A 17093-nucleotide genomic window follows, 5' to 3' on the forward strand; every position below is an offset into this window, starting at 1 on the left:
TCCTGTGAATTGGGTTTACACGCCCAGGCTGGCATCGGGTTTGATGCCGGTGATGCCTTCCGCAATCCATTCCGCGGTCGCGGAAATGGTCGCTACCGGATTGGCACCGACCGCGCTCGGCAAGATCGAGCCGTCCACCACATACAAGCCCTGATAACCGAAGGCTTGGCCGCGCTGCTCGGGATGGCCGCTGACCACGCCCTTATCCGGCGAGTCGGCCAAGATACAGCCGCCCAAAGGATGTACGGTCACGTTGTGGCGGATCGGCAAGTCCCAGGTCGGCAGCGGGAAAAACCAATTGGATTTGACAAATTTTTTGAAGCGCTCTCCGACGGCGAGGATGGCAAGATACAAGCTCATGCTGGTATCTTGCGGCCAGTCCAAATCGATACGGTCTGCCTTATTCAACGTCAGTGTGCCGTCGCCGTTATCCAGGCCCATGCACAGCATCACTACGGATTTTGAAGATAAATCGTCCTTTAATATCTCGTGCAGCGAGAACCCCAAAGTGCCGTTCCACACGCCGTTGCTCAGGTATTTTTTCAGCCATTCGATCAGGGCTTTCGCGGCGCGGACCAGCTTGCGCAAGGTGCTGGTCGGGAATACGCCTTCGATATACCAGGCCAGTGAAGCCGGATAGGAGGCATCTTCCAATACAAAAGCCTGCTGTCTGTTGAAGCGGTCGAACAGGTTGTAATCGGTGTATTGGGTAATCACCGGTCCGTAGTTGGGATCGGCGTCTTTTTTGCCTTCGATCACGAACGATAAAAAGTCGCCGTTGCCGGAGAACCAGCGTCCCAGTTGTTCGCTGAGTTTGGGTAGGCTGCGATGCACATCGCGGCAGCGCAGCAACAACTCATTGCTGCCGAACGTGCCCGCCGATACCACCACGCGGCGGGTTTTCAGGCTTTCCAGCTTTCCCGAGGCGAAATTTTGAAATTCCACCCGATAACCGAATTCCCCGCCAGCGGAGCTGTCGTCATCGCCATGCTGATTGAGAGGAATAATTTTTTCGGCTTGGCAGTCGGTAAATACTTGGCCGCCATGGGTCTGCTGGCCGGCGTGGATATAGTTAAGATCCAGGGTATTTTTGGAGTGGGTATTGCAACCCACATCGCATTCGCCGCAATAGGTACACGAGGTTTGCGTGGCGCCGTAACGATTTTTTTCTTGCAAACCGATAGGGATAGGTGTGTCTGAACCTTGGTAGTTGTAATCGTTACCAAAGAACACGCAAATGTCGGCCAATTTGCTGGTGCGGTTATCGTGGGCGGCAAACTCTTGAAAAAGTTCGGTACGGACGATTTTTCGGCGGTCGTCGGTTTGCCAGGATGGCACCGGGCGGGCACCCAAGACTTGTTTGGCTATTTTATAATAGGGAGCGAGGGTGGTTTTATCTAAGCCGGTCGGCCAGCCTTGCTCGAATACTTGTTCAGGTGGTTCCAGAAAGACGTTGGCGTAAATCAGCGAACCGCCGCCCAGGCCCGCCGAAATTACCGCATCCATTTTCTTGTAGTTACGGATGTCGAACAGGCCACGCAAATTTTTGTTTTGAATGTGACGCGGTCGGTCTACCGCGTCGCCTTCCACACTCCAAAAACTGTCGGAAATTTGCTTGGGTGAGCGGGCGAAAGAGCCCATCGGATAATGCCTACCGCGTTCCAGTAACAGCACCTTGGAGCCCCACTTTTGCGCCAGTCGGCAAAAGCTGATGGAGCCACCGAAGCCGCTACCGATGACTATCGCTTCGTAATCGAAGTTCTGATTAGCCATGTACACCTCCTCAAGAATGATTTTTTATTATTTTTGGTTCATTGTGCTGCCGGTAAAAAGTTAAAAAAAGCGGTGTTGCCAAGCTAAGCTTATCGCTAAAACCCTGTACAGAACAATGCCTTGCAGCGTCATGCGCCGACGCTGTTTCGGCAGTATAGCCTAGTTCGTGTCGTGATTCGATTAATGCGAAAAGCGTCGTCGCCAGTGGGGAGTAAGACGTTAAACATTCCGTGCTTCAGAGGCAGGCAGGCTATACTTGAGGCCATTTTTAGCGATAGGTGAGGAGCGATTATGAAGAAAATATCCGTCAAAAATCCGGTGGTGGAGATCGACGGGGATGAAATGACCCGCATCATCTGGCATTTCATCAAAGACCAATTGATTCTGCCTTACCTGGATCTGCAAATCGATTATTACGACTTAGGCATAGAGCAGCGCGATGCCACTGACGATCAGGTCACCATCGATGCCGCCCACGCTATCCAAAAGCATGGTGTGGGTATCAAGTGCGCCACCATCACTCCAGACGAAGCGCGGGTGGAAGAGTTTGGCTTGAAAAAAATGTACAAATCGCCCAACGGCACCATTCGTAATATTCTGGATGGCACGGTGTTCCGCGAACCGATCATCTGCAATAACGTGCCGCGCCTGGTGCCGAATTGGACACAGCCTATCTGCATCGGTCGGCATGCGTTCGGTGACCAATACCGCGCTACCGATTTTGTCACCAAAGGCAAGGGTAAATTAAAGATCAGCTTTACCCCGGACGACGGCAGTGCCGAACAATCCTTTGAGGTCTATCACTTCGAAGGCGATGGCGTGGCCTTGGCGATGTACAACACCGACGAATCCATCGCCGGCTTCGCCCGCAGCTGTTTCAACGTGGCGCTGGATAGAGGCTGGCCTTTGTATCTATCCACCAAAAATACCATCCTGAAAAAATACGACGGCCGCTTCAAAGACATCTTCGAAGAGATTTACCAGGCCGAATACAAAGATTTATACGAAGCCAAAGGCATCGTCTACGAACACAAGCTGATCGACGACATGGTGGCATCGGCGTTGAAATGGAACGGCGCCTTTGTCTGGGCCTGCAAGAACTACGACGGCGACGTGCAATCCGATACCGTCGCGCAAGGCTTCGGCTCGCTGGGTTTGATGACATCTACCTTGGTGACGCCGGACGGCAAAACCATGGAAGCAGAGGCCGCGCACGGCACTGTTACCCGGCATTACCGCATGCATCAACAGGGCAAGAAAACCTCGACCAATCCAATCGCTTCGATCTTTGCCTGGACCCGTGGCTTGGCATTTCGCGGCAAGTTGGACGACAACGCCGAGTTGATCAATTTCTGCGAAACCTTGGAAAAAGTTTGTGTCGATACCGTCGAAGCCGGGCAAATGACCAAGGATTTGGCCTTGTGCATCTACGGCGACGATTTAAACGACTCGCATTACTTAACGACTGAGGATTTTCTGGAGGCCCTGCGCGTCAACCTGGAGCAAAGCCTTTCCGCCTGATGCAGTTTTAGTAATTCGCTGGGTTTTAGCCGTAAGCCCAGCGAACTTTTAAGTTGCCTACTCGCTCACAGAACACTACGGAATCATTGCTACAATCCAGGCTAAGTTAATCACTCAGCCCATAGGTATACAGATCATGCGCTTATTATTGGTAGAAGACGATGCCATCCTCGGTGATGGTTTGAAAGCCGGCTTGACGCTGGAAGGTTATGCGGTGGATTGGTTGATCGACGGCGCGCAAGCCGACGAAGCCCTGAAATTGAACCATTATGACCTAGTGGTGTTGGACCTGAACTTGCCGCGCATGGACGGTATGAGCGTGTTGAAAAACCTGCGCCGCCGTAAGGACAGTACCCCTGTTTTGGTATTGACCGCTCGCGAAGGCGTCGCCGAACGGGTGGCCGGATTGGATAATGGTGCCGACGATTTTGTCACCAAACCCTTCGACCTAGCGGAAATTTGCGCGCGCTTGCGGGCCTTGGCCCGGCGTCACGATGGTCATAACCTGCCCTTGGTCGAACATAAAGGCGTCACCATAGACCCCGCCGCGCATCAGGTGTACTTCAATGGCAAACCCATTGATTTGGCGCAAAAGGAATTTGAAGTACTTAGCTATCTAATGGGCCATATCGGCCAGGTTATTTCCCGGGCCCGCCTGGAAGAGTCCTTGTATGCTTGGGGCTCGGAAGTGGAAAGCAATGCCGTGGAAGTGCATATCCATCATCTGCGGAAAAAACTGGATACCAATCTGATTCGCACCATACGCGGGGTCGGTTACATCATCGACGAGAACTAATGGCCAAACGTTTTCGTCTGGCGCCGCGTTCGCTGAAAAAGCAGCTGCTGCTGTCGCTCCTCACCTCGCTGTTGCTGGTTTGGGGCGTGACCGCCTACATCAGTTACAAACAAACCCGCGACGAAATCACCGAACTATTCAACGCCGAATTAGCTCAGTCGGCACGCGTGGTACACGCCTTTGTCGAGAACATGGTCCGGCAACGGGCCCTGACCAAGCTCTGGGAGCGCGACAAAACTCCGGAGCTGTTCGACACGCCCATCCTCGGTCACAAGTACGAACGCAAGATTGCCTTTCAGCTACGTTCAGTGAAAGAGGGGCTGGTGTTGCGCTCGGAAAGCGCACCGGAATTTGCGCTGTCCTTGACGCGAAACGGCTACAGCGAAACCATGCTGGATGGGCAGCTATGGCACGTATTTAGTTTGAGTACGGAAAACGGCAATTATGTGATTCATGTTGGCCAGCGCGACGATATCCGCCGGGAATTGGTGGAAGGCATCGCCGGCCAGCAAGTGATCGGTTTTTTGATCGCATTGCCGATATTGGGCATGATGATCTGGTGGATCGTCAGTCGTACCTTGTCGCCGGTCAATCAGGTCAAGGAACAACTGGCCAGCCGCGCCGCCGGCTATCTGCAACCGCTGTCGGTTGATAGTTTGCCGGACGAAGTGTTGCCGGTGGTCACGCAAATCAATAGCTTGTTTGCGATGCTGGAACAGGCTTTTGCTAATGAGCGCAACTTTACCTCCGACGCCTCCCACGAACTGCGCACGCCATTGGCGGGTCTGTTGACACAAATTCAGGTGGCACAAAAAACCACCGATACGCAAATGCGCGACCAAGCCTTGCAAAAAGCCCAGCAAGCGGTATCGCGGATGACACATACCGTACAGCAATTGCTGACCTTGTCACGGGTGCAACATCAGCAGGCCGGGATTGCCAAGCAGGCAGTAGACGTGAACGAAGCCTTGATCGAAGTGATTTCCGACCTGGACCACGCCGCCCGTGACAAGCGTATCGATATAGAACTGCAAGGCGAACCGGGTCTGTTGATCGACGCCAATCCGCAGTTATTTCAAGTGTTGATACGCAACTTGATCGATAACGCCATTAAATATTCGCCGATTGAAGGACACATCAAAGTAGCTTGTCGCCGCGAAAAAAACCGCTTGCAGCTGACGGTAGACGACAGCGGCCCCGGTGTTGCCGACGACGATTACCAGCGCATCACCCAGCGTTTTTACCGTTGCGTGGAAACCGCCAATAGCGTTGAGGGCAGCGGCTTGGGGCTATCGATTGTGCAACGCATCGTGGCCTTGCATGCGGCAGAGATCGATTTTGCCAAGTCGGGGTTGGGTGGGTTGCAAGCGCGGTTACAAATGGATTTGGCGGGTTTTCCGTCTGTGAAGTAGGGCCTTTTCCACCGATCCGCTGATTCCCAAGCTCCAGCTTGGGAATCCAACGCTTGGAAGCTCTTGTTTCTGTTGGATTTGGGAAGTTGGGGGGCTTGGAAACTAGGCGAAAAGTGCGACTATACTTTTCAGGCGTTTTGGATTTTTCCAGCCACCGACCAGCATTGTGCTTATCCATCATCACGCCTCGGATCTTGATCATGCTTAATCGAATCATCCTAAACTGGGTTTATGGGGGCTTCATGGCCGGCCTGCTTTTGCTGTTGCTTGCGCCCTTGCTGACAGCAGCATGGCCCGCAGCATTGACCGCGACGTTTATTTTGTTGCCGGTTTATATGCTGCATCAATACGAAGAGCACGACCGTGATCGTTTCCGCCTGTTCTTCAATGCGACGATAGGCAAAGGCAAGGATGTGCTCTCGCCAACTGCGGTATTTATCACCAACGTACCCGGCGTTTGGGGTGTCATCACCTTGTCGTTGTATTTGGCGGCGGAGGGCCATGTTGGCTGGGCACTCATCGCGGTATATCTGGTGTTGGTCAATGCTTTAGTCCACGTCATCCATGCCTTCGTCTTTCGCGGCTACAATCCCGGCCTCGGTACTGCGCTGGCGCTGTTCATCCCCTTTGGCGCATATGCCTGGCGGCAGGTGCAAATCGCGGGCGGAGGAACGCCGACATTTCATGCGATAGGCCTGGTAACGGCGATTACTATCCACGCGGCTATTTTGCTGCATGTGCGGCGGCAGCTTTAGGCCGGACGAAGATACGGAATTTAGGAAAACGAAATAGTATCGATATTCCGCACAACTCACCTGACTCTCAAGCTCTAGCTTCCCTCATTCCGGAAGCTGGAGCTTCCGAGGCGTGGGTTCCCCAAGCTGGAGCTTGGGAACCAGACTAACCAGACTACCAGACAATAAGCTGGAACTTGAGAATCGGGCTACTGGTCCCCCCTTAGAACGTCCTCCCAAGTGTATGACGTTTCGCCCCCCTTAAATCTACCGACCAGTAATCAACAATCCCCTGTTCTGCATTACCCTTTAAATATGGTCTAATCTGCGCCATTTCCGTTAAGCACTTGTGACATTTATGCCGAATTTCAAGGCGAATTATTTAGGCTACGTTATGACAGCCAGCCTGGTTTTGTGTGGCTGCGCTGAGCAAGGCACTGAGTCGGTTGCAACCAAGCCATCACTAGGAGTCACTCTGATCAGCCCCATCGACCCACAAGCGCTGGCGATTCAAAACGTGGTCAGTTTCGATGTCTATGTTGATCGGCAGACCGTGCATGCAGCCTTCGTCGCGATGCCAACCGGCAGCAAACAATCTTATATCGGCTATCTGCATTCCGAAGACGGCGGCCTGCATTGGTCGCAACCCAACGCTTTAAGCCCGCAATTTAACCAGCCTGTTGAGGCGAAAATCGGCAACGATATACAAATTGCCGCAGCCGGCGACAAATTGTTGATCGTCTGGCAAACTACCGGCGAATTGCCCGGCATGGGCCCACTATTGACGGCTTATTCCACTGATGCCGGCAAAACTTGGCAACAAGGCGCCAAGCCAACCGGCAGCGACGCGGACCAATCCCATCATGAACTGTTGGCAGACCAGGAAGGCCGCTTTCATGCGGTGTGGCTGGACGATAGAGACGAAAACGGTTACCAGGGCGTGCGCTATGCGCGCAGCAGCGACATCGGCAAAAGCTGGGAGTTGGCGCAGACTATCGACGATTCCAGTTGCTCCTGCTGCTGGAACCGCATGGCTTTAAGTGCAGACGGTAAGCTGAATCTGTTGTATCGGGATATGCAGCCGCGCGACATGGCGCTGGCGCAAAGCGCCGATGGCGGCGTCAGTTGGCAACACCTGAGTACGGTTGGTGAGTTCAACTGGACTTTCGACGGCTGTCCGCATAATGGCGGCGGCTTGAGTGTGGCCGGCGACGGTGCCTTACATAGTTTGGTATGGACCGGCGCGGAAAATCAGGTGGGGTTGTATCATATGCAATCAGCGGACAGCGGCAAAAGCTGGACACCGCCGCAACGGCTCGGCGATGCCGGCGCGTTTCATGCGGACATCGCGTTCGGGGCCGGGCGCTTAGTCGCGGTATGGGATGCACTGGGACCGGAAGGCTCTAAAGTGTTTGTCTCGGAATCCGTCGATAATGGCGAGCAGTGGTCGGCAAGCAAGTTGCTATCATCCGCCAACGCTTCGGCGACCTTCCCGCGCATCGTCGCCACGCCGACTGGATTGTTGGCGATGTGGTTAGAGCAAACAGCGGCCGGCAAGCAATGGTCGGCGGCGGTTTTACAGTGATTTTTATAATTTAAGAGGTGGTCATGCCCAAGTTAGATATAACAAAAATAATAAAACCCGGCTTGTTGGCGCTCGCGTTATTCAGCCCGGTCTCGGCATTTGCGCACGCTATTCTGGTGAAATCGCAACCGGCCAAAGACGAAGTCGTCACAGAATCACCCAAGCAAATCGACCTGTGGTTTAACGACGCAGTGCGTAGCGAATACAAAGCCCTGGCCGTCATCGACAGCACCGGCAAACGCGTGGATAACCATGATGTCGCGCAAAGCCTGACCAATGGTGCCAACATTTACGCGACGGTGCCGACACTGGCGCCCGGCACGTATACCATTCGCTACCGGGTAGTCTCAGAGGATACTCATATCGTCACCGGTAAGTTCGAATTTACCATCAAACCCTAGTCTGCATTCTTCCATCGGCTTAAATCTATGACTATTCAGCGACTTCCCGCTCTTGCGTTAGCCGGGCTCATGGCCTGCGTCTTTTTACTGAGCGGCTGCGACAAACTCGGCTTCGGTACCAAACAATCCAATGCACTGGGCAACCGCCCGGACCTGGATTGCATCATCGCCAACGATTTTTACGCCGTGCATTTCAGTGCGTATTTGCAGCCGGATAAGAACGATAAAAATCCCGATCCTAAAGCCGCTTTCGTGCCGTTTTGTCAGAAAATCCCCAGAGCCGGCAAGATGTTTTTCACCGCCGATTTGATAGACCGCGATATTCGCGCCACGCCGATTGGCATTAAGTTGGTGGAAGTGGAAAAAACCGGCCAGAAAGCCCCGGATGATGTGCGCGAAATTCGCACCGTCACTGAAATCCCTTCCAAGCTTTATCCAAAAGGCGCGGTAGAAGCGCAAGCCGATGTCGATAAAAACGGCGATTATGTGCTGTATCTATTGATCGGCGAAGCGATGGAAGACGATGATAAATTCCGCATTGCGCTGGAAGTGGGGGTTGATCCCAATGGCGCCGATTTACCACTAGTGGCAATAGGTGGCGTCGTGGCCTTGGTGTTGCTGGTGCTGGGATTTTTGGTTTATCTGCACAAACGTAAAAAAGCTGCGCAAATCAATGGTAATGGGGAACAGCCCTAATGACGAGCGGATTGAAAATGCATAGGCTGTTTGCCGGCTGGCAATGCCTGCTGCTGGTTTGTTTGCTGCTGCAATCGGGCTGGGCAGCCGCGCACGATCCTGGTCTAAGTTCGATAGATGTGTCTGTCAAATCCGAGCAAGTCGTAGCTAAATTGACCTTTGCCCTGCAAGACATCGAAGCCTTTGCGCCGATGGACAGCGACCTGGATGCAGAGGTTAGCGCTGCCGAGCGTGAAGCCGCCAAGCCGGACATCGCCAAAATGCTGGCTGCGCAGTTGCGGGTCAATATTGATGGCGCTGATGTGCAAGCCGCGGCGCCAGGGACTGTCGTTTACGATGAACAGAACAATGCTCATGTCGAATTTATTTTTCAATCGGTGCCGCACCAACAGTTGCAGGTGCAATCCAAGTTATTGGCCTGGCTACCTGACGGGCATCAGCAGTATGTCACGGTACGCGACGCCGCCGGTAAAACACTGAGCGAGAAGATGCTAAGCAGGGCGGACGACCAGTTGCAATTGGTATTGTCCCCTGCGGATCAATCCGTGGCGCAAAACGATTCCCGATTTTCCGCGTTTGCGGATTTTTTGAAGCTGGGCATCGAGCACATCCTCACCGGTTACGACCACCTGTTATTCTTGTTTGCCTTGCTGGCCGTCACGCATAGTTTCTGGCCGGCAATCAAGATCGTCACCTTCTTTACCATCGCCCATTCCATCACCTTGGCGTTTGCAGGGCTTAATATCATCGAGTTACCCAGCAGCTTTGTCGAACCGGTAATCGCGCTGACCATCATTTACGTGGCGGTAGAAAACATTATACGTGGCGATCACCCGAAAGGCCGGCAGTGGCTGACCTTCGGCTTTGGCTTGATTCACGGCTTTGGCTTTGCGAGTGTGCTGCGGGAAATGAATATTTCCAGCGGCGACACCGGCATCTTGTTGCCCTTGCTGTCGTTTAACCTAGGCATAGAAACCGGCCAAATCGCGGTGGCGTCGGTGGTGTTGCCTATCATCTGGTGGCTAAACAACAAGCCGGCTTTTGCCGAGAAATTCTTGAAAGGTTGTTCGGCCATGGTGGCCTTGATGGGGGCTTATTGGCTATTGGAGCGGACGGTTTTGTAAACCGCCCTTGGCTGGGTTGCCGAGCACGAGAAGAGGCAAACACCCGGTTGACCCAAGATATTAGCGACTCCGGAAAGTTTGAATATCCAATGCCCTTGCCGTCTGCAAAGACGCCTGCTCCGTCAACTGTGACAGCGCAGGCGAGGAGTTTCGCATTGCGCTACCCATCCTCGAAATTTGTCATCCCAGTCCCTTAGGACGGGTAGCGCAACGCGAAACCCATCAATCAGGCCCTCGTTTTTCGTTAAATTGTAAACAATCCCGATCTAAAGCTGTGTTTATTCGCTATTTGCAATAGAATACAAACCATCCCCTTCTCAACAGCTAGCTCTCCGGAGAATTTGACATGACTGATAAAAAAGTGACGTTAAAACAGGAAGACCAAGACCGCGTAATCGAATTACCGGTCACACCCGGCACCATGGGTCCGTCCGTCATCGATATTCGTTCCTTGTACGCACAGACCGGCCATTTTACGTACGATCCCGGTTTTACCTCCACCGCCAGCTGTACTTCAAAAATCACATTCATCGACGGCGACGCCGGCGTGCTGTTGTACCGGGGCTACCCGATCGAACAACTGGCGGAAAAATGCGATTTTCTGGAAGTCTGTTATCTGCTGCTGAACGGCGACTTACCCAACGGCTCGGAAATGAAAGGCTTCGTCACTACCATTAGCCAACATGTGATGGTGCACGAACAGTTGATCAAATTTTACAGCGGCTTCCGCCGCGACGCGCACCCGATGGCGGTATTGGTAGGTGTAGTCGGGGCACTGTCGGCGTTCTATCACGAAGTGATGGACATCACCTGCAAGGAAGACCGCTATATCTCCGCGATCCGCCTGATCGCGAAAATGCCTACCATGGTAGCGATGTGCTACAAATACAGCATCGGCATGCCGTTTATCTATCCCAAACGCAAACTGGGCTATGCGGAAAACTTTATGCGCATGATGCACGGCGACCCCGGCGAAGATTATCTGGCCAACCCGGTTTTGGTCAGAGCGCTGGATAGAATCCTGATTCTGCACGCCGACCACGAACAAAACGCATCTACCTCCACCGTGCGACTGGCCGGATCCAGCGGCGCCAACCCTTACGCTTGCGTCGCGGCCGGTATTGCCTGCCTGTGGGGCGCGGCACACGGCGGCGCCAACGAAGCGGTGTTGAACATGCTGGAAGAAATCGGCGATGTGTCGAAAATCGGCGAATATGTCGCCAGAGCCAAGGATAAAAACGATCCGTTCCGCCTGATGGGTTTTGGTCACCGGGTTTACAAAAACTACGATCCGCGCGCCAAACTGATGCGGCAAACCTGCCACGAAGTGCTGGACGAATTGAATCTGAACGACGACCGTCTGTTCAAACTGGCGATGGAACTGGAGCGCATTGCCCTGGAAGACCCATACTTCGTCGAGAAAAAACTCTACCCCAACGTCGATTTTTATTCCGGCATCGTCCTGCGCGCTCTAGGCATCCCGACCGAAATGTTTACCGCCATCTTTGCTTTGGCCCGCTCGGTGGGCTGGATAGCCCAATGGGATGAAATGATCTCCGATCCCGAATTGAAAATCGGCCGGCCGCGGCAGTTATATAAAGGCGTGACGACTAGGGACGTGAAATCGATTTCTAATCGGTGATAAAACAAATAGTTAAGTCCCCTATCCTTCTGGACAACTGCACCTAACTTAAAGACGGGCAGCCCCTTCTCCCTCAGGGAGAAGGCTGGGATGAGGGGATCAATAAAGTTCTTTGCCTTATTTATTCTCCTCACCCCAACCCTCTCCAGCAGGAGAGGGGGCTTAACTAAACGGTATTAACTCTAGCTCTCTCCCTTAGTAAGGGGGATTTTTTGGAGGTTATTTAGCGCATTGGTTGATGACCTTCAAGAAGTAACCGCCGAGCGCTTCAACACTCTAATCTGCAAAAAATCCCAGGCAAAACGTAGTAGAAACACCGGGTTGGTGGAAAAATAACGCTTAACCAGCCGCCTATCCTTAGCCATCCGATAGCACCATTCCAACCCACTTTTTTGCATCCACAGCGGCGCCCGCTTGATGTGTCCGGAGTGAAAATCAAAAGCCGCGCCCACCCCCAATTGCACCGGCACATGCACTCTGTCCAGATGCGCCGCAATCCATTTTTCCTGCTTGGGCGCGCCTAAGCCCACCCAGAGAAAATCCGGCCTGGCGGCGTTGATCAAATCGACCAATTGTTGATCTTCTTCTGTGGACAAGGGCCGAAACGGCGGAGAATGCCAGCCCACAAGCTCTGCTTGCGGATAACGCTTGCGGATGTTGGCGACCAAATCCGCCAAGACCTCGTCTTTACCGCCGAGAAAAAAATGCCGCCAGCCCAACTGCTGCCCGTGATCCAGGCATTTCAACATCAAGTCCGGCCCGCAAACTCGGGTTTTAATCGGCGCTTGATGCACCAGCTTGGCGTACCAAACCAAAGGCAGGCCATCCATGGTGGACAAGGCGTTGTTGGAAATATCACGCAACTCATGATCGGTGAGACAGGCCACGGTGGTATGCACATTGGCGATACAGACCTGATGGGCTTGGCCGCTGGCGATCCACTCCTGAAATAGTTGTAACGTAAGCTCGTAATCCAGGATAGGGAAGCGTATTCCGAAAATATCTACTGACTTGATTGCTTGCATTCCGTGCTCCATCGGGCGGTTAATTGAAAAGTGATGTTTTTAATTTTGTCACCCCTAGCATCGCTATATTTGCCTCCGGAGTCAATTCAGAGCAGACCAATTCGACTAAATCAACGAGGTATCAATCAAGTACGCCTGTATTCCGCCTGCGGACAATGCCATTAACTTAAGTTGAACCATAATAGATCCCTCTCCCTATGGGAGAGGGCTAAGGTGAGGGGTAAATAATGATTTTAACCCCCGATCCCAACTTTCTCCTTTGTGGCTTGCTGATAAGAGATTTTTAAATTTTTAGCAGTCTCCTATAAGTTTAAGGAGCGCTGCCATAGCTAAAGCGTTCAGAAAACCAGCGCGGTCAAGGTGCACAATTAACCACCAGCTCATCACTATATTGACCAACCTCGGCGTCCTTCAAGATATAAACCGCTGTATAGCGGCGCAGTTCCGGCTTGCCGGCAACCAGTAAAGGCCGGTTATCGATATAAGGCGGTATCGTATCCCTGGCTAAAAACACAAACTCCGCCTCCCCCTCGCGCTGACAATAGATATTGATACCGTCGCTCTTGGATTTAACAAAATTGAGAACCACCACGCCACCCGTTTGATCTACACCGGTCAAAACCGGTTTAGCGTCGGTAAGCTTGGTTGTATCTTCCGAGCCAATGATACCGAGCAAATTACCCAAAGCATCGGAATAAGCCGGATGCGCCTTGATGCGTCTGACTAGGGCTCTCACTCGGCTTTCGATATTATTGCGACTGGCAGTTTTAGCCGCCGTGGCATGCCTTGCTGCCGCAGAAGCGGCATTTACTTCGCTGATCTTGGTATGTAACTCCTGATTATCGCTATCGACACTAGCAATATCCTCGGCGGATAAACCAAATTCCGCCTGACGCGCGGCGAGATTGACCTTAAAACGATCATGCCAAATCAATAAATCGCTATCAGGGTGCGGAAAATAATCGGATTTAGCCATTTTGAATTCTCCATATTGTTATCAGAGGAAACCTCAAAAATTAAGAAACCGCCTTCTCACTCTGGGGGATGTCGTAAAAAACGAAATAGTCCCTTCTCCCCCAGTACCCTCAGGGCATAAAGGAGAAGGTTAGGAAGAGGGTATATAAAACACTAGTTTATTGCCTTCTCACCCTAGCCCGCTCCGTTATGCCCAGTGGGAGCGGGGGAGAAGGGATTTTTAGACGCTTAAAAAACGCAATACCGCACAGACATCGGCGCGGCAGACTTCACCGTAGAGCTAACCAAAATCAACGGCATAACTCTAACGGCTTAATTAATTCTATATACATTATAAGAAGCTCTACAAGCCTTTGGTGGTGCGGCTAAATGTCGCGTCCGCACCCACGACTAGCTCATGGTTGCCGACAAACTAATTGGCGGCAACCATAAAAAGTTCATCGGCACCCACAAAACACCTGGAGGTACCCACAGAAGGCTCATCGGCGCCAACAACGCTCCTGGCGGTAATCCCAGACACTTCATCGGTGCCTATAAAGCCTCCGGCGTTGCCAATCAAGGCCTGTAGCGTGCCTCCTAGCCCTCTGTGAATACTCCCAAGTCGTCCAGATCAGACCAGAAAACAGACTTCGGTACACCATTAAGATTTAATTAAAATAAAAAAATGGCTTGGTTATCAAGCCATTATGTTTTAGGCTGTACCTAGCCTCCAAATTTATCCGTTTGTACTTTGGCAGCCTGGACACGAACGGATAGTATCTTAGCGACACCATTCGCACCGAACCTAGCAAACTGAAATACTCAGAGGCACATTACGGATAATGCTTGGATGGATACATAAAATAGCTATTCTCAAATCCATAATTTACACAGGTTTTTAGCAATACGGCTCAATTACAACTCAGGACGTGCTTTAGCTTTAACGCTAGGACCATGCATCAAATTGGCAGACCAACGCTAAGAGCCTCCTGACACCAATTGAAAAGCGTTTTTCGAGAGCCTCTGTCCATCGTTATTGAAAAGAGGTGCTAGCATTTTATGCAACTTGGCGATACAGATTATATGTAAGCCCCACTGTTGACCCAATTCTGAAACAATTTCAAAGTATCCTCGGATCCACGGACCGGAACCATACCTCAAATATTAACTGAACTAGCTGACTGTATTCCGTTGTTTAATAAGCAATTGGAGCGCAAATTAAGAAAAGGAGAAAAAATGTTAATTAAAGCTTTGATCACCCTGGTATTCACTACTTTCTGTACCGCCGCGAAGGCACAGGATTTTTATGTCTCTCCATCTGGAAGCGACAAGTTCAACGGCCTCTCTCCAAGGGCCAATTTCTGGACTAATACAGGCCCATTCAAATCCCTTTCTCGCGCCCAACAAGCCATCAGAAGTTTAAAAGCGGCTGGAAAATTTAACCAGGCGATAACTGTACATGTTGGCAAAGGGATATATCCAATTAGTACCCCTCTGGAATTCAATAATCTCGACTCAGGCTTACCAGGGCAAGAGATCCTTTGGCTGGGCGAAAAGGGGGTCACAATAATATCCGGCGGTATTGCGCTCAAAAACTGCCAGGCATATGACACAGCCAACCCATTAAAAATATTGAGTTGTCCGCTAGACTCAACCACAGTGTCTAGAATAAAAAACGAAGCCAATGATCGTATATTGGGGAATAACCCCGAGATTGGTTTTTTTGTTAATGAAAAATGGATGCAACCGGCACGCTGGCCAAATTCAGGCTGGGCGCATATCAAAGAACCACTTGATAAATTCACACAATTTAGCGTCTACCAAAAAATGCCTCAATTTACGGGCAACTTAAGCACTGCTCAGGCTCACATGTATGCGAACAACGACTTTTTCGATCAATATGTGGGCGTTTCAAATATCGATTTAACTAACAATAAAATAACATTGCTTGATAAAACCACATATCCGCTGGTTGCCGCTCGACGCTTTTATTTGCAAAACATCGAGGCTGCCCTTGATGCAGAGGGAGAATGGTTCTATGACAAAGCCAATAACAGAATTTTATTCATCCCTCCGTATAACGTCCCTCCCTCAAGTATTGTAATTTCTGGGACCACTAACCTCATAATAATCAATGAATCCTCTCATATTAACTTTAGTAACTTGACCCTCCGACACAGCTCAGGCCATGGCGTCAAAATTCAAAAATCAGATAATATATTGCTGGACAATTTAGAAATAAATAATGTTGTTGGTAAAGCTATATATGGTCGCCAAAGTACGAACATAACTATCTCAAACAATTACATTCATCATACTGGACAGGGCGGAATTCTGATTCATGGTGGAGATCGGCCAACTCTAAAAGCGTCTGGAAATCTTATTGATAATAACCATATTCACAATTTTGACGCAATACTATTCAATCACTCTCCAGCAATCGATACTAGTGGCGTAGCATCAACTGTATCGCATAATCTGATAGAAAATGCGAATGGCAACGCCATCGACCTTAGTGGGAATGATCATCTGATCGAAAAAAACGAAATTACGCAAATATGTCAACAATCCGCCGACTGCGGAGGAATCTATTCAGGAAGGGACTGGACTTATAGGGGCAATGTAATCCGTTACAACTATCTTCACGATTTTTACGGTTACGAGATGGATTTTACCTTCACTGATATTTCCAAAAACAACATTATTTACCGCTATAAGGGTGCAAGAGGTATTTACCTTGACGACGCAGTAAGCGGAATGACCGTATTCGGCAATATTCTCGTTAACACAGGCACCATGTCAATCCAAATAGGTGGCGGCCGAGATCATCGCATTGAAAACAATGTGATTAAAACTACGGGTAGGGCTATATGGATGGACCAGCGATTCCCAGGTTTTAACTGGGATAACATGAGAAACACTTTGAAAACCATGCCCGTCAACAGTGACCTTTGGTTAGCGAAATATCCTGAGCTCGGCGTTCAAATGGAACACGATACTTGGCCGGAAGGCAATAGTATTCAAAGAAACGTAATAATCAGCACTGGATACTTGGGATATTCACTTCGTTACGTTGCGCCTTTAAAAGGCAATGCTATAGGCAATAATCTATTATGGCATGCGAGCAGTGGCATAAGGCTCGACTACACAATCCTGGACAACGGTTATAGTGTGGGAGGAGCGCTTTGGAACGACTGGCTTAACCAGGGCATCGAAACAAATAGCCTAAATGTCAACCCTTGTTTGAATATATCAGGTAGCAAAATTAGCATAACATGCGCTAATTCACCTATTTATAGTCTAGGCTTTCAAACTAACCTACCATCCGACATTGGACTTGTAAAATAGACTACTCTAACCAAAATCGAGAGCTTACTGCCCACGTCGGCATGTCATTGCCGGCGTCAGTTTTGATAACTGTAAGTACAAA

Annotated in this window: 14 protein-coding genes; 11 read left to right on the plus strand and 3 right to left on the minus strand. The window is 50.8% G+C overall.

Annotation, left to right across the window (positions count from 1 at the left end; genetic code table 11):
- Positions 1 to 15: 15 nt before the first annotated feature.
- The gene (locus tag METH11B_RS0113715; protein ID WP_026602509.1) at positions 16 to 1773 is read right to left on the minus strand and encodes a GMC oxidoreductase; all 1758 of its coding nucleotides are present in this window, start codon (positions 1771 to 1773) and stop codon (positions 16 to 18) included.
- 291 nt (positions 1774 to 2064) lie between these two features.
- Between METH11B_RS0113715 and METH11B_RS0113720 the strand changes: the two genes are divergently transcribed.
- From METH11B_RS0113720 to gltA, 9 genes are all read left to right on the plus strand, one after another.
- Positions 2065 to 3294, plus strand: a complete 1230-nt coding sequence (locus METH11B_RS0113720) for an NADP-dependent isocitrate dehydrogenase (RefSeq protein ID WP_026602510.1) — start codon at positions 2065 to 2067, stop codon at positions 3292 to 3294.
- A gap of 136 nt (positions 3295 to 3430) precedes the next feature.
- Positions 3431 to 4090: a response regulator gene (locus METH11B_RS0113725; RefSeq protein ID WP_020484350.1), complete on the plus strand. Its 660-nt coding sequence runs from the start codon at positions 3431 to 3433 to the stop codon at positions 4088 to 4090.
- Positions 4090 to 5502 (plus strand): ATP-binding protein, encoded by a 1413-nt coding sequence (locus METH11B_RS0113730; protein ID WP_026602511.1) that lies wholly within the window; start codon positions 4090 to 4092, stop codon positions 5500 to 5502. The genes METH11B_RS0113725 and METH11B_RS0113730 overlap by 1 nt, the downstream gene beginning before the upstream one ends.
- 200 nt (positions 5503 to 5702) lie before the next feature.
- A complete protein-coding gene (locus METH11B_RS0113735) occupies positions 5703 to 6257 on the plus strand; it encodes an HXXEE domain-containing protein (RefSeq protein WP_036277543.1) in 555 nt (184 codons plus the stop codon).
- Between the two features lie 373 nt (positions 6258 to 6630).
- The gene (locus tag METH11B_RS0113740) at positions 6631 to 7821 is read left to right on the plus strand and encodes a sialidase family protein (RefSeq protein ID WP_026602513.1); all 1191 of its coding nucleotides are present in this window, start codon (positions 6631 to 6633) and stop codon (positions 7819 to 7821) included.
- A 23-nt stretch (positions 7822 to 7844) separates the two neighbouring features.
- Positions 7845 to 8222 (plus strand): copper resistance CopC family protein, encoded by a 378-nt coding sequence (locus METH11B_RS0113745; protein ID WP_026602514.1) that lies wholly within the window; start codon positions 7845 to 7847, stop codon positions 8220 to 8222.
- A 69-nt stretch (positions 8223 to 8291) separates the two neighbouring features.
- Positions 8292 to 8918 (plus strand): hypothetical protein, encoded by a 627-nt coding sequence (locus METH11B_RS0113750; RefSeq protein WP_026602515.1) that lies wholly within the window; start codon positions 8292 to 8294, stop codon positions 8916 to 8918.
- Positions 8918 to 10042 carry a HupE/UreJ family protein gene (locus METH11B_RS0113755; protein ID WP_026602516.1) on the plus strand — a complete coding sequence of 375 codons (1125 nt, stop codon included), beginning with the start codon at positions 8918 to 8920 and terminating at the stop codon, positions 10040 to 10042. Before METH11B_RS0113750 ends, METH11B_RS0113755 begins: the two co-directional genes overlap by 1 nt.
- Positions 10043 to 10388: 346 nt before the next feature.
- The gene (gene gltA, locus METH11B_RS0113760; RefSeq protein WP_026602517.1) at positions 10389 to 11684 is read left to right on the plus strand and encodes a citrate synthase; all 1296 of its coding nucleotides are present in this window, start codon (positions 10389 to 10391) and stop codon (positions 11682 to 11684) included.
- A 245-nt stretch (positions 11685 to 11929) separates the two neighbouring features.
- Here gltA and METH11B_RS0113765 read toward each other — a convergent pair whose 3' ends face one another.
- Both METH11B_RS0113765 and METH11B_RS0113770 read right to left on the minus strand, forming a co-directional pair.
- A complete protein-coding gene (locus METH11B_RS0113765) occupies positions 11930 to 12709 on the minus strand; it encodes a WecB/TagA/CpsF family glycosyltransferase (RefSeq protein ID WP_026602518.1) in 780 nt (259 codons plus the stop codon).
- Positions 12710 to 13064: 355 nt separating this feature from the next.
- Entirely contained in the window at positions 13065 to 13685 is a 621-nt protein-coding gene (locus METH11B_RS0113770; RefSeq protein ID WP_026602519.1) for a hypothetical protein, read from the minus strand.
- A 396-nt stretch (positions 13686 to 14081) separates the two neighbouring features.
- Between METH11B_RS0113770 and METH11B_RS29155 the strand changes: the two genes are divergently transcribed.
- Together METH11B_RS29155 and METH11B_RS0113780 are read left to right on the plus strand one after the other, a co-directional pair.
- A complete protein-coding gene (locus METH11B_RS29155; protein WP_155931124.1) occupies positions 14082 to 14252 on the plus strand; it encodes a hypothetical protein in 171 nt (56 codons plus the stop codon).
- 647 nt (positions 14253 to 14899) lie between these two features.
- On the plus strand, positions 14900 to 17011 hold the full coding sequence (locus METH11B_RS0113780) for a right-handed parallel beta-helix repeat-containing protein (RefSeq protein WP_026602520.1): 2112 nt from the start codon (positions 14900 to 14902) through the stop codon (positions 17009 to 17011).
- Positions 17012 to 17093 lie beyond the last annotated feature (82 nt).

Origin of the sequence: Methylomonas sp. 11b (assembly GCF_000515215.1) — a bacterium.
In the GTDB taxonomy this organism is placed as follows: Bacteria; Pseudomonadota; Gammaproteobacteria; order Methylococcales; family Methylomonadaceae; genus Methylomonas.